The organism is Rothia sp. HSID18069, from assembly GCF_003989155.1.
Classification (GTDB): Bacteria; Actinomycetota; Actinomycetes; order Actinomycetales; family Micrococcaceae; genus Rothia; species Rothia aeria.
The window spans coordinates 14645-27930 of record NZ_RBMG01000003.1 but is presented as its reverse complement, the minus strand read 5'-3'; the positions used below and the strand labels follow the sequence as shown (position 1 = coordinate 27930).

The following is a 13286-nucleotide window of genomic DNA, read 5'->3' as shown; positions in this document are numbered from 1 at the left end:
CGCCTACGATGTAAGAAACGGTTTGAGCTGACGTCGGTAAGTATGTACGTTACTAGGATCGCTTGAGCCGTTTCTACTATCTCGTAGAACAGCATTCCCACTGCGCTTGCGCGCCTTCCGCGCGCAGATTTGGTGCCTCGCGCGCTCGGAATCTGCGGTGCTCCAGCCGTCTCCACCCTAAGAGTCATCACGGGGGTAAATTTCATAATGCGTGCCGTGTGCTCTTACCCCGGTGAAAAGGGTTGATTCAACTTTACCGCATGTTTTACAGGTAAAACTCTCTCATTCCTAGACTTCGCGCCGCATTAGAGTTCGATCACGGTATCGTTCTGCCGGGCGGGCGCGTCCTCATCGTGGGTGCTCACCAGCACGATTGCGGTATGGGCCGCTCGCTCAATCAGTTCCCAGACACGGGCACGGGTAGGCGCATCCAGCCCGGCGGTCGGTTCATCGAGAACCATGACGGTCGCGGGGCTCAGGGCTTTCTGCTCATTCAAGGTTTCGGCCGCCGCCAAAGTACGCGCCAAGGCGATGCGCCTGCCCTCTCCCCCGGACACGCTGCCGTTCTCACCCGCGACGGTGTCATGACATCGAGCACCACTAGAGGTAAATTCGCTTAGCCCCACCGCCTGCAGGTACTGGTCGCATATATGCACCGGAATGTCGCGCCCAAACGCCACATTCTCATGCGCGGTACCAACCAGCAGCCCAGCTTCCTGCGGCAGGTAGACGAACCGAAGAGTGCCTTGCGGCGCGCTTATCGACAGGCGAGTGGGGCTATTTGTCGCACGCACCCCAAGAAGCCGTTCTAAAAGCAAACTTTTTCCCGCGCCGGATGCGCCACGCACCCAACATGGGCGTCCCGGCTTCACCGTATGCACACCATAGAATGTTTCATTCAGGTTGCGTGCATCCACGCGGAGGGAAAGCTCACCTGTGGTTACGACATAGTCGACGAGATACCCCGAATTCTCAGTAGCAGGAGTGGCTATTTTATGGTGCGCCTGCCGGTAACGCTCCGCCGAGACCGCGATGGTCGATACCCCAAAGCCGACGGCTTGGAGCGGACCAATTGCCGCCGCGCACACTCCGATGAGTGCCACCGCAGTACCCGTAATCTGCGCCGGAGAGCCTTCACCAAATAATACGGTTTTGAGCACTATTGCGAGCAGACATAGAGCCAGCATCCCACCCTGCCAGGTGTGTAACAACATGGTGTAACGGTAACTTTTGAGAGCTTTTGCTTCTACAGGCAGGCGGCCTTGGGCATATCGGTCACGCAGAAAGGGAGCCGCCCCAAGGATTCTGCTTTCACGCCACAGGCGGAGCGTGTTTTCCAGGGTGCCGAAACTGCGTATTGAGCCGTCAAAGAATTCGCCTTGAAACTTCTGATGACGCGCAATCAGCGGCATGCTTCCAGCCAGATATAGAGCTACAAACCCGCAAAATATGCCTAGCTCCGGCACGCCACCCATCACCAGAATCGAGACAGCACCGGCGATACAACCAACCCCGGCGGGCAGAATTGAGAGGTACAAGGTGGCGAGGGTTTCGCGGATGGATGCGGCCTGCGCATCGACGGCATATGCAATTTCGGAGGCACCTAGTGTAGCGCGTGCGCGGGGGTCGGCGCCGATGCTGGTGGCGAGCGCATCCGCCATATGGCGCGATTGCATTTTCTGCTCGATGAACCCGTAGGCAGGGTAGAAAAGATACCGAAAGCTCTGCCCGATTAGCCACAAAATACTGTAAAGAACCACGAGGACGGCAAGGTTTTGACGCCAAACATCGGGGTTTTCAAGGGTGCGCTGAACACCATAACCCAGCAGAATGGGGCAGGCGATCAGAGCGAGCGCAGAGATCATGACGGCGGCCAGTACGCTAAGGTTTTTTGGGGGTGAAGCTCGCCAGGCTAAAGTCGTGACGCGAGCACAAAATATAAAATATGGTTTGAGGTATTTCACCGAATTCTCTTTCTCTCCCACTGCCTAACGCGGCGGGAGAATGTGCGTGTATCGGTATGTGTGCACCTAGGCACGGTATAACAGTATATATCGTACACTTTCCCGCATATCGTACGCTTTAACCCTACAAATATGCGGAAAAATGTACGACTTATGGGCGATAGAGGCACGGCTAAAACCACCCCTTGTCGCGGGCGATACACCGTGCATGAGGAATAAAACAGTCCCGCAAAAACTTAAAAGACCCTGTTACAGGTTATGCCGAGCCAGGTTATTGGTGTGATGACAAGCTCCTGCTGTATCCCTGACGAATGTCACGGGTGCGTCGAAAAACCGCCGTTATGCTACTGGTACCGTCAGTATCCTGCAGCAGATAGGGCACCTTATGAGTACAGACACCGCGCCCGCACTCACCATCAATAACCTCACCAAAACCTTCGGTGCCACCACGGCCAATAGCAATATTAGTGTGCGCCTTGACCCCGGCGAGGTCACGGCCCTCATAGGGCACAACGGCGCCGGTAAAACAACTTTTCTCAACCAAATCGTGGGCCTGACCAAGCCGGATGCGGGCAGCATCAACTATGGCAGCACAGACCTGATAGCGCATCCGACACAGGCTCGGCAGATATGCGCGATCATGCCGCAGGTAACGTCATCCCTAGAGGGGGTGACCCCGCGCCAGGCGATAGCGACGGCGGTTCGCATTCGCGGGTTGAAGCCGAAGCAGGCGAAACGGGCGGTTCAGGAAACTCTCGATACTCTCGATTTAGGGGATTGGGCGGGCAGGCCGGGGCATAAGCTTTCGGGCGGGATCAAGCGCCTCACCTCATTCGGTATGGCGGTTACCGCGCCCGCCCCCATCTACCTCTTTGACGAGCCCACGAACGATGTTGATCCGGTGCGCCGTGAACTGCTGTGGAGGATGCTGCGGATGCGCGCCGAGCAGGGTGCCACGGTGCTGATCGTGACTCATAACCTCCTGGAGGTGGAGCGTCACGCCGATAGGTACCTGCTGTTTAATAAGGGGCTGCTAGTTCGTGATGAACCGACAAGCGCGCTGGGTTTGGAGGAAGCAAAAAGTACGCTCTCCATCACGGCTACCCCGGAGTTCCTTCAAGAACTTAGCAGCGTGCTAGATGTAAAAATATCCCCTTCACCAGGGAATATATCAGATACGGAATATATTGAGAAGCGTGCAGAGGGCGATTTCACTATCCCCCGGGAGTTTACCGTCACCCTGAGTACCGACGAGCTTGAGCTGGCCTTACCCCATGTACTTTCAGGAATCCGTGCGGGATGCGTCGAAAGCTATCGCATAGGCTCGGCGTCTTTGGCCGATAACTATGAGGAGATGATTAACCATGACTAGCACCCTCGTGCCCTCACGAATTTCGACGGTACGTGCCACGGTCGAGCTAATCCGCTGGTCACTGATTCGTAACGCCATCAACGCGCCGCTTTTTGCGGTGGTGCAGGCCCTTTTCGCCTTTGCGCTTCTTTACGGCATCTCGGTCTTCATGCCGCATCTTGACCGGAATTCTGCAGAATATCTGGCATCCGGCACGGTAACGGTGACCCTCATTTCTATGGGGTGTGTAATAGCTCCCCAGATTATCGTTACCACTAAGACGAACGGCATGTTCGACTATCAGCGGTCCCTTCCGGTTCCGCGCCTGGCGATTCTGGCGGCTGACATACTCGTTTGGGCGGTTCTCGCGATTCCCGGCATTATTGCGGGCGGTGTAGCCGCGAAACTCAAATTTGGTTTTGATGTGAACCTGAGTATCGGCGCTATTGCCGTTGTGTTCGCGCTTCAAGTTGTTATGGCGGTATTAGGGTTTATGCTTGCGTACTGGATTCCGGCGTCACTTCTGACGATCGTGACACAGACGATTGTCTTCATGGTTATACTGTTTGCGCCGATTAACTACCCGCCCGAACGGCTGCCCGAGTGGTACGCGCATGTTCATCAGTTCCTGCCATTCGCGCCTGCGGCAAACCTTATGAGGGCCACCCTCTTCAACATCGGCCCGATACAGATCCTGGACGTAATAGTCGTCGGTTTCTGGGGCCTTCTGGGATGCGCATCCGCACTGTGGGCACTGGCCCGCAGGGACTAGCAGTGGTGGTGTGGCCGCTCTTCACACACAGGGTCTACTGAAGGTATAGGTACTATTTCTGCGGCAAAAACAACATTAATCTATGAGGGTTATTCATTTGGGTGGTTTTGTATCCAGAAAAACAGTGCCCGCACCACCGAGAACACTCTCCGGTACGAGGTGAGGGGTCTGCGGAAGGTACTAGAGAGTACCCGCCAACACTTGAAGTGTGCGATCACGCGTTCGATGACGACCCGGTGGTGATTGATGTGCCGGTTCAGGTGTTTCTCGTCGTCGGTGAGTTCTCCGCCGGGTAGTTTCTTCACCGGGGTGATCAGGTCTAGTCCTTGGTAGCCCTTATCGGCCAGAGTATCGTGCGGGTCTAAGAATCTGTCCAATCCGTGCCACCGGTACGCAAACGTGTCGTGGTGTGCCCCGGGTACGGGGTAGGTGATCACCAAGGGTACACCATCTAGAGTGCAGATAATCTGGTGGTTGAATCCAGCACAGTGGTGTTTACCGCTGTATAGGCGCATTCCTGGACCATGCCAGTTGTAGGTGGGCACGAGGGTGCCGTCGACGATCACGGTCCCAGAACTCTGCAGCAGGGTTTCAGGTATGGGCGGTACTGCTGGGGCTAAGACGTGTAGCAGTGCTGTTTCTATCGTGTTCAGGATGCGGCTGATCGTTGGTTGAGAAACTCCGAAGTCTTCGGCTAAGAACTCTTCGGTCTGGTTCTGGCGTAGATACAGCAGGGTGGCTTTCAGCCCCTGGGTGAGGGTGAGTTTATGAGGTTTAGTGTTCGGAGTATTCCAGGTGAGGGTGTTGGTCAGGAGTGCTAGGAGGGTCGTGAATTGTGCTGGTCTCAGGCCGGTGGTACGGTGAGAAGGCAACGGTTCCTACCTGTGCGTGTATGGTTGGTGGTTGGTTTTGGTATTTCACCATCATACGTGGACAAGAGGTGAGGGGTCGTTGTTTTTCTGTGTGGTGAAGAGTGGTTAGGCGGTTGGGGTGTCACGCCCCTAATGAATAACCCTCATAGATGGACGGACTCAAGCAACTATTCGCAATCATTTCCTTCGGTATTCTAGACAGGTAAGAAGTCGCGTGAAAGTCATTACCATGGACATGTTTAGTCCCTACTACGATATTGCTAGAAAATTTTTTCCAAATGCTAAAATCGTTCTCGATCGCTTTCATATTGTCCAGCATCTCAGTCGAGCAATGAATCGCGTACGCATCAAAATTATGAATCAGTTTGATAGGAGAGCGCACGAATATAAAGCACTGAAACGTTACTGGAAACTCATTCAACAGGATAACTATACGCTGAGCAGTAAACGATTTTATCATCCAACATTTCGGCCGCATTTAACCAATAAAGAGATTCTCGAAAAACTTCTCTCTTACTCTCAAGATCTTAGAGATCACTATGAACTCTATCAGCTTTTACTCTTTCATTTTCAAGAGAAGCACGCTGACTATTTCTTTGAATTGATCACAGAGTCCATTTCTTCTGTGAATCCTATCTTCCAGACCATTTTTAGGACCTTTTTGAGGGATCAGGATAAGATCATTAATACACTTGAACTTCCCTACTCAAACGCAAAACTTGAGGCCACAAATAACCTCATCAAAGTCATTAAGCGAAATGCTTTTGGCTTCCGGAACTTTGAAAATTTTAAAACGAGAATTCTCATTGCTTTGAATATCAAAAAGGAGAGAACCAATTTGGTCCTCTCCAGGTTGTAACTTTTTATCAACCCACTACAGTTGACAAAAAGCCTAAAAATCTATTTTATCTATCATCTACTCCACCCCGCTGATACCAGTATAGCAAAAAAGAGGGCGATTGCCCTCTTTCGACATCTATTTTTGTTCAGCAATTTCTAAAAAGACTTGTTTGAAATCCTCATAAATCTTAAAAGCTGTTTTTAAAATATCTTCCAATTCGTCGTAGTCACTGAAATTGGGCATTTTGATACGATAGTCTGGGTCAATCATCAATCTAGAATAAATTCCCCACGGCATGCCTGCAATTGATTTTTCTTTATCTTTAACAGCCCAAATGAGCTCTACTGTTCCATTATAAAGTACAATATGCAGACCGAACCGATAATCTTCTATCTTTTCATAAAATTTAAAAAATTTCTCTTTGGGGTCAAAACCGGGAATATAGCCAGCCTCTGAAATCATATCCATAACTAACTCACCGTCAAGATATTTTAACGGTGTTTTATTTCTTAATTTCTCCGGACTATATTCTTTTGATAAGGCCTCATAGCGGTTGATGAAGTCAATATCAAGCAGAACTTGTTTAACAATCAAGTTTAGCTCCATGATTATTTATCATCTCCAAACAACTGTACATAATAGGTATGAACAGCTTCGTCTGTCAAATCAACTTCTTTCTCCTGCAAAGCAGTCGTAGCCGCCACTGACAAATCTGAAAACAGAGAAAGATTTTCCTTGTACTGAGTAAAAAACTCTGTTAAGGTCGCTTCATCCACCGCTTCAATCGTCTCGGGTAGATACTTTTCGCCACTTTCGTCGTAGCTTAATTTACAGATATAAGCCACAAAGTCTGCTATGCAGACCCAGACTGACGGAGCACTTTCTTTGTCAAGGTCAAAATAAGTAAGAATATCTTCCTCGTTTATATTTTCCAAGCGGTCATATAAAGCGTCAGGAGACACCGTTTCTTTATCCAAAAGAAAATCTTGCGTCATCTCAAGCGTCTTTTTGACAAAAACAATATCTTCCTTTTTCTTCAAATATGACGGTAAACACTCCGTCAAGATTTGCATGAAGTTTGCTAATTTATAATTTTCCATTTTTCACCTCAATCAACATATTTCCCGTTTTGAACAGTAAAGTTTGATCTTCCTGTCACTCGGACACCTTCAACTTGATTGGAAGATACTTTTATCTTTAAATTTGGGTATCTTTCACTTAGTTGTTTTATTACTCCAGATGCCTTATCGGGATTACCTAAACCACTTAAATAAGTAGGACATACTCCACTTGGATTTGATTGATACAAGTGTAAGACTCCCTTAACTTCTTCGTTTGATAAACCTGCTTTTTCCACAGCTTCAACGAACTCATTTGCCACATCTTCCTCGGCATGACGAGTCGCAGACGCAATTTTACCAGAACTTTTAATCGCTCTATCTGGTTTTAACACATCTAAATCATCTAGACCAGCTTCTTTTCTAACTCTTGGAGAGCCTCCTTTAAATACTATGTCTTCTAGACCTTCTATATCTGTTTTTGCAACAGCAAGTGTGTCAGTTTCTGGAACTCCCCAATCCTCTCGTAAACGCGAAATTTCATCTGGGCCCCAATTTGTATCTTCCTCCTCAACCTTCCCAGCCTTAGTGGCTTCGGTATCCACCTCTTCTGGCTTCTGCACTTTCTTGCCAGCGTCAGGGGTGACTTCGGGTTGTCCCGCTTTGGGGAGGTCGGGTTCTTGCGCCTTGACTTTCGGAACGGCGCTGGCACTAGCTGCCGCTGCGTCAATGTCTGGTTTGACCTTGGTTTCCATTTCTGGCTTAACCTTGGTCGGATTGACTTCGGCTGGGCGAGTCACTTCAATGTCGGGCTTCTTGGTCACATCCACTTCTTTTGGACGACTGTTTGGTGACGCCACCTCGCTCGGCTTGAGTTGTTAATCTCGGATTGGATTGTCAATGTACTTGTTTAAAATTTCCATTTTGTCCCCTACACTTTCCAGTATAACAAAAAAGAGGACTAACGTCCTCTTAAATAAAACTATGACTCCCTGATTTCAGCCAATCCACGAACAATAGCATCTTGAATTAAGTCTAAGGTTGAATTATATCCTTTTGTTTCCTTAAGAATATCTGTCACGTCTTTGACAACACCGTCAACAATGAGAGTAATGCCCTCTACTGTTTCTCCGCTATCGCCCTTTTCAAATTGTTCTGTCATCATTGTCATTTTCATTGATTTATCGGACATTCTTTTCCCCTTTCTTTCTATTTCTAGTCATAAAAAGATTATTTATCCTCAATAATAGAAATATACTCACTAGGAATTGGCTCAGAAAGCCATATATCTTCATTCCCAATATAAAATTTTACACCATTTTCCCAAGCAGACTGGGCAGCAACTTCTAAAATGATAGCTCTGTCATCTCTTCTCAAAGCTACCTGCTTTGCTGTACTCACATCAGAAGACAAATGAACATACTGCCTTTCTTTTGGAATTAGCCCAGTTTGTAAAATCTGATTTAAAAAATCTTTGAACTGTTCCATGGTATAAAACTTTCGGTGGTTTATTGGCTGTTTTAGATAATTTGTCTTTTATTGAATGTCCATAAAAAGCCCTAATCTTTTCACCTTTTATTTCATGACGCTTTTTGTCAGATAGTTCTATCATTGTTTCAAGGTCATCTCTTGTAAGTCCTTTCCATAAAGGAGTTTCTGATAATTTATGTATTAAATCATCAACTGAACACCACCCCTCCGAGTCCAGCTTTATACCATATTTATCTGGATTATGTCTTAATATATAGGATACTTCTCTACTAAGTTTTGTATAATCAAACAAGCCTTTCCACCTCAAAACTATCAGCAATTATTTGAAAGAAACCTGAGCCGTCTAGGTAAAAAGCATAATGATTAGGAGACCAAAACGCATAGTCCCTTTCATTTGTTTCTTTTAACTCCGCTAATCTTTTAGAATTTTCAATTTTAATGACTGTATCATAAGAACCCTCTGTTATTCCAAATTTTGAGGATGTCCGAGTAAATTCCAAGACTGATTGAAATTTTAGTAGAACTTCACTAAATTGTTCCTCATCATCATAACCTGAAATCCGAATTGCAACCTCCAAACCTGTTATCTGAATTTCAGGCTCTTTTTCTAAATTTGAAGAAAACATAGGTAAAACATATTCTATTTTGTATGTCATATTTATTATCCTTTTCTGTTACTTGGTCTAACTTCTTTAATACCTTCTGAAGTGAGTTTGTTTCTTTGTAGTTGTCCGTCAAGCAAAGTCTCGTGTAACTTTTCTCCCGTCCTATCAATCGTATGCCAATCACTCCTAGGAATACCTGATTGAGTTAAAGCCTGTGATGTACGAGTATTCAATATCAAAGTATTTCCATCACGATTGATATATTCAACCGGTAAGTCTTTAATATCTATTTTACCCGATTTTATTGCATCAACTAAATCATCAATTGTTTTTATAGGTTCCCCTGCTAATTCAGAATATATTTTCTGTCCTTCTTGACTGAACGAGTGACCATATGTCTTTTGTGCATAATTTGCATCTTCCGACATTCCTATACCAGCCTTAGTTGCTTCGGTATCCACCTCTTCTGGCTTCTGCACCTTCTTGCCGGCATCAGGAGTGACTTCGGGTTGTCCGGCTTTGGGGAGGTCGGGTTCTTGCGCCTTGACTTTCGGAACGGCGCTGGCACTAGCTGCCGCTGCGTCAATGTCTGGTTTGACCTTGGTTTCCATTTCTGGCTTAACCTTGGTCGGATTGACTTCGGCTGGGCGAGTCACTTCAATGTCGGGCTTCTTGGTCACATCCACTTCTTTTGGACGACTGTTTGGTGACGCCACCTCGCTCGGACGAGCTTGGCTGACCTCCGGTTTCACCGTCTTGCCTGTATCAATCTCGCTCGGCTTGCTGTTGGTCTTATCCACCGCTGGACGGCTTGGATTGTCAATCTCGGGTTTCGCCGTTTTAGTGGTATCAATTTCTGGCTTCTTATTTGGACCAGTTATCTCTGGACTGCTTGCACGGTCAATCTCAGGCTTGCTTGTCTTCATCACATCAAGCTCTGGTTTCTTGCTTGGACTTGGTATTTCTTGATGTTGGGGCGTTTGAATCTCTGGTTTTGGCTTCTTGCCTGTACCAAGCGTAGACGGATCCACATCTGTGTCCGCATGGGTCTTCAAACCTGCATTGCCCGCTGGCAGATCCACACCTTTCCCACTACTTGGCAAGTCCACATCAGCTCCACTGCCACCCTTGCCAAATCTTGCTCGAGCTTTATTTCCAAGAGCAGTAACTCCATGACCAATCGCACGCCCTATTCCAAATTGGAGTGCTGCGCCCAAGGGTCATCCTGCATCGCGGTCACCGTATGAGCGATGTCATTGGCATCGTCGGCATAATTGACAGCTTTGCCTACCGTCTGTACCGTCGTCGTTGCGGCTTTCCCTGTCTTGGCAAGCACGCTGGCATAGGTCGCAAAGCCACCGGTCGCTGCCGTCAAGACTGCGTCCACACCTGCCCAGATGCGCTCCCCGTCAGTCAGCCGTTTCCCCGAAATGGTCTCCCCGCTAACCGCCTGATAACCGCTATCTGCCACCAGGTAAGCTGTCCCTGCTCCGATAAGGATAGGAGCGAGTGTGCCTCCGCTCAGGACACTCCCCGCGATAATGGCACCCACTGCTATCAATTTCAACCCACTGCAACCAGCCCTTGTTGTTCTCCTTCCAAGTCGAGCGCGCCCGCTCATACTCGCCGACTTGCGTCGGAAACATGGCTTCCATGAGTTGTTGGTCGCTCAAACCCTTGAGCTTTTCGTACTTCTCATGGTCTTCTTTCTCAATCTTCGCCAAGCCTTCTTTTGCCAGCTTGAGTTTGGCATCGTAGAGTTCCTTGGCGGCGGGTATCGGGGTCTTGTCGCTATTGACAATATCTGAAATACTGTAGTGCTCCGTGGTGGTGTAAGTATGTGAACTAATTGGGCAAAACTAGAACGAGAAGCCAAACGGCGTAAAGAGAAAAATCGCCCCACTTATGAGTAAGTGGAGCGTCTTTTTTATTCTGTTTCCGTTTCTACCTTTTTCGCTTCTTTCTTATCTTTGCCCTTGCGGCGTGCCAAGACATCGGCGTAGTACTTGCGGCTGTTGTTGAGGACAGATAAGGTCTTTTGGTAAATAGCGTCTTCTTTCAACTGAGCTAGAATAGCTACATAGTCGCTTAGTTGTTGGTAAGGAACTGCCAAGTCCTTGCGCAGTTGCTTGGTGTCAAAGCTGACTTTAGCGAGATTTTCTTGTGAGCGGTCAGAGAAGACCTTTTCAAAAGCCGCTTGGCTTTCGGTCAAGTTATTCATAAAGCGCCCAATCCCCAAAGTCTCAATAGCGGATTGGTATTCAGCTTTTCTGAGTTTTTCTAGTAGACTGTTTAACAGCGCGCTTTCTTCTTCATAGGAAACCTTGGTCGCTTTCTTGTACTGGTCGAAAAGCAAGTCTAAAGTCTTATAAGCTGCCTTTTCGTTTTCGCGGCGACTATTGCGATAGGGTTTAATTGCTTCGCGTAGCGCTTGGAAATCTTCATCCCGCAACTGGTCGGCTTCGGTAATCGTGCTGGACTTTTCACTCACCCGAACTTGTCCTAGCGATGCTTGATAAGCAGGCAAATTAGTCTTTAGCTGCCCCAGCAAGTTAGACAAGATTTCTTCTTTCTTGACATCCAAGTTTTCCTTTTCGACATCGTCTAAGAAACGCGCGATAAACTGAGAAAACTCGGCATAGCGTAAACTGCTCGTTTGCAGATTTAATAATGTTTGTTTTGCTGGCATATATCCACCTTTTCTTTTTCATTTTTATCCGATCCCCCTCGGATATGGTCATTACTTTTGAAAAGAGCTTGTCCGACCCTCTGACAGAGTAAACTGGAACAGATTTGCCTCATCTGAGCCTCGGATTGTGCGAATGAGAACAAGGGCAAACAATCTGAGGCTCTGACGGAGTCAATCAGAACTCGGGCACTCTTTCCGAGGGTCAGATTGTCTGAATGAGAACAAATCCACACAATCAGAGGGTTGGTGTGTGCGAATGAGAACACGGACAAACAATCTGAGCCTCTGACGAAGTAAACCAAAACTAGTCGACCCCGTCCGAGGGTCGGACAGAGTGAGCAAGTATGAGATAAAAGCAAATCATGCCTCTCCCAATCTCCCTCAACACTTACTCTTCCCAAAAGTAATAAAATTAGTATAGCATAAGATGAAAAGATGTCAAGGTAAATTGTATTGAATAACAAAAATACCCCAAATGTTATACTTTTCTTGATTAACATTTAGGGTACCAACAAATTATACTCTCTGTTTTAAAAATCTAATCCAATTATAATCCATTCGTCTACCAAAGCCCAAAAGTCAGACTGCCTTTTAGGAAGTTCTCTTGACGACCATAAATAGGTGTTTCCATTTTCGATGTCTAAAACAACGTATTCCCCCATACCGTTACTGAAAAAATTATAAAGCGGGATTAAATCTATGTCTAACTGTTGCAAATATTCCCAGTCATAATCTGCCATAGAGTTCACATTTTTAAGGTTATCAATCCCCATGCTTTTACTTGTATAATCATAAAAACCGTTGTGGATATGAGTATAGAAATCTGCTATTGATTGTTTTATAGTTGGTGCGTTTTCTCCAAACTTTTGTTTCAGCACCTCAACTGTAACGGGTTGCTTCCCTTCATAATAGATTTCTTCTCCTGTTTGGTAAGTCAAAATCGTATACAAAAGCGAATATTCGCCGTCTAAACAAATCAAGTCTATATTTTTTAAATAATCGCCTAAATAAGAAATTGTGTTTCGCAAATCAGAAGAAGAATATTCTTTCCACACTGAAAGAATTTTTTCTTTTCTTTCTTCCAAACTATCTGACAAAAGTGCTTCTTTCCAAAAATTTGGAATTGGAGCCTCTACAATTTGGCTTTCATCCGTCACAATTTCTACACTTGAACTAGATAAACTATATTCGTTTAAAAAATCTATTTTATTAGTCACTTCTGTTATCCTCCATTTCCTTCTTAATTAAAAAGTACTTCGATATACACACAACACAGAATATTCTCGACGAGTGGGGGTACCACTGGCTTAGAGGAAACCCAACTGGAAATGATGCTGCACGGGTGAAGGTTAGAGAGCAGATAGGTAAATCTGTGTTCGTGTTAGAAGGTTACCCCATCTCCTCAATACATGGATACCCCGATAAGAACGACCTTCATATACATGCAGCAATGGTGAAGCACAATATTGACTACTTAGTCACCAACGACAAAGCTCTCCTGGATTACTGGGAAACGAGCGAAAATACCGACGAGCCCTTACCCTATGTAACTATCAGCACTGACGACCTTCTGATGGATTTTGTGGAACCGCATCTCGGTAGGTCAACTCAAGAATCCCTCACATTGTCGTCTACAGACCTCG

The 13286-nt window shown here is 46.7% G+C and carries 15 protein-coding genes and 1 pseudogene; 3 read left to right on the top strand and 13 right to left on the bottom strand.

Annotated features, from left to right (window positions below):
* Window positions 1-305: 305 nt before the first annotated feature.
* On the bottom strand, window positions 306-1964 hold the full coding sequence (locus tag D8M41_RS07845; protein WP_126926760.1) for an ATP-binding cassette domain-containing protein: 1659 nt from the start codon (window positions 1962-1964) through the stop codon (window positions 306-308).
* 385 nt (window positions 1965-2349) lie between these two features.
* Here D8M41_RS07845 and D8M41_RS07840 point away from each other — a divergent pair, with 385 nt between their 5' ends.
* A complete protein-coding gene (locus D8M41_RS07840) occupies window positions 2350-3336 on the top strand; it encodes an ABC transporter ATP-binding protein (RefSeq protein WP_126500695.1) in 987 nt (328 codons plus the stop codon).
* Entirely contained in the window at window positions 3329-4087 is a 759-nt protein-coding gene (locus tag D8M41_RS07835; RefSeq protein WP_126500696.1) for an ABC transporter permease, read from the top strand. The genes D8M41_RS07840 and D8M41_RS07835 overlap by 8 nt, the downstream gene beginning before the upstream one ends.
* Window positions 4088-4176: 89 nt before the next feature.
* Here D8M41_RS07835 and D8M41_RS07830 read toward each other — a convergent pair whose 3' ends face one another.
* A complete protein-coding gene (locus D8M41_RS07830; RefSeq protein ID WP_094758338.1) occupies window positions 4177-4959 on the bottom strand; it encodes a transposase family protein in 783 nt (260 codons plus the stop codon).
* A 136-nt stretch (window positions 4960-5095) separates the two neighbouring features.
* Between D8M41_RS07830 and D8M41_RS07825 the strand changes: the two are divergent.
* Window positions 5096-5818: pseudogene (locus tag D8M41_RS07825) on the top strand (ISL3 family transposase); the annotation flags it as partial.
* A 117-nt stretch (window positions 5819-5935) separates the two neighbouring features.
* Here the strand turns inward: D8M41_RS07825 and D8M41_RS07820 are convergent.
* From D8M41_RS07820 to D8M41_RS07765, 11 genes are all read right to left on the bottom strand, one after another.
* On the bottom strand, window positions 5936-6394 hold the full coding sequence (locus D8M41_RS07820) for a hypothetical protein (RefSeq protein ID WP_233129311.1): 459 nt from the start codon (window positions 6392-6394) through the stop codon (window positions 5936-5938).
* A 14-nt stretch (window positions 6395-6408) separates the two neighbouring features.
* Window positions 6409-6900 (bottom strand): Imm6 family immunity protein, encoded by a 492-nt coding sequence (locus D8M41_RS07815; RefSeq protein WP_004190956.1) that lies wholly within the window; start codon window positions 6898-6900, stop codon window positions 6409-6411.
* 8 nt (window positions 6901-6908) lie between these two features.
* Window positions 6909-7682: a hypothetical protein gene (locus D8M41_RS11805; RefSeq protein WP_198949093.1), complete on the bottom strand. Its 774-nt coding sequence runs from the start codon at window positions 7680-7682 to the stop codon at window positions 6909-6911.
* Window positions 7683-7840: 158 nt separating this feature from the next.
* Complete coding sequence (locus D8M41_RS07800) at window positions 7841-8050, bottom strand: hypothetical protein (RefSeq protein WP_002924190.1); 210 nt, start codon at window positions 8048-8050, stop codon at window positions 7841-7843.
* A gap of 38 nt (window positions 8051-8088) precedes the next feature.
* Window positions 8089-8346, bottom strand: coding sequence for an RNA 2'-phosphotransferase (locus D8M41_RS12090; protein ID WP_257604678.1), 258 nt, complete (start codon window positions 8344-8346; stop codon window positions 8089-8091).
* Complete coding sequence (locus D8M41_RS07795) at window positions 8261-8641, bottom strand: RNA 2'-phosphotransferase (RefSeq protein WP_257604679.1); 381 nt, start codon at window positions 8639-8641, stop codon at window positions 8261-8263. Before D8M41_RS07795 ends, D8M41_RS12090 begins: the two co-directional genes overlap by 86 nt.
* Entirely contained in the window at window positions 8634-9005 is a 372-nt protein-coding gene (locus D8M41_RS07790) for a hypothetical protein (protein ID WP_126926759.1), read from the bottom strand. The genes D8M41_RS07795 and D8M41_RS07790 overlap by 8 nt, the downstream gene beginning before the upstream one ends.
* Window positions 9006-9010: 5 nt before the next feature.
* Window positions 9011-10171: a hypothetical protein gene (locus D8M41_RS11800; protein ID WP_202975996.1), complete on the bottom strand. Its 1161-nt coding sequence runs from the start codon at window positions 10169-10171 to the stop codon at window positions 9011-9013.
* Entirely contained in the window at window positions 10144-10515 is a 372-nt protein-coding gene (locus D8M41_RS07775) for a hypothetical protein (protein WP_126926758.1), read from the bottom strand. The genes D8M41_RS11800 and D8M41_RS07775 overlap by 28 nt, the downstream gene beginning before the upstream one ends.
* A 366-nt stretch (window positions 10516-10881) precedes the next feature.
* Window positions 10882-11643, bottom strand: coding sequence for a DUF6261 family protein (locus tag D8M41_RS07770; RefSeq protein ID WP_023132781.1), 762 nt, complete (start codon window positions 11641-11643; stop codon window positions 10882-10884).
* Window positions 11644-12173: 530 nt separating this feature from the next.
* Window positions 12174-12860 carry a hypothetical protein gene (locus D8M41_RS07765; RefSeq protein ID WP_002933171.1) on the bottom strand — a complete coding sequence of 229 codons (687 nt, stop codon included), beginning with the start codon at window positions 12858-12860 and terminating at the stop codon, window positions 12174-12176.
* Window positions 12861-13286 lie beyond the last annotated feature (426 nt).

Bases quoted from the DNA above. Each gene is read 5' to 3' on its own strand.
- D8M41_RS07840 (WP_126500695.1), top strand. From the start codon at position 2,350: ATGAGTACAGACACCGCGCCCGCACTCACCATCAATAACCTCACCAAA.
- D8M41_RS07835 (WP_126500696.1), top strand. From the start codon at position 3,329: ATGACTAGCACCCTCGTGCCCTCACGAATTTCGACGGTACGTGCCACG.
- D8M41_RS07815 (WP_004190956.1), bottom strand. From the start codon at position 6,900: ATGGAAAATTATAAATTAGCAAACTTCATGCAAATCTTGACGGAGTGT.
- D8M41_RS07800 (WP_002924190.1), bottom strand. From the start codon at position 8,050: ATGTCCGATAAATCAATGAAAATGACAATGATGACAGAACAATTTGAA.
- D8M41_RS12090 (WP_257604678.1), bottom strand. From the start codon at position 8,346: ATGGAACAGTTCAAAGATTTTTTAAATCAGATTTTACAAACTGGGCTA.
- D8M41_RS07790 (WP_126926759.1), bottom strand. From the start codon at position 9,005: ATGACATACAAAATAGAATATGTTTTACCTATGTTTTCTTCAAATTTA.
- D8M41_RS07770 (WP_023132781.1), bottom strand. From the start codon at position 11,643: ATGCCAGCAAAACAAACATTATTAAATCTGCAAACGAGCAGTTTACGC.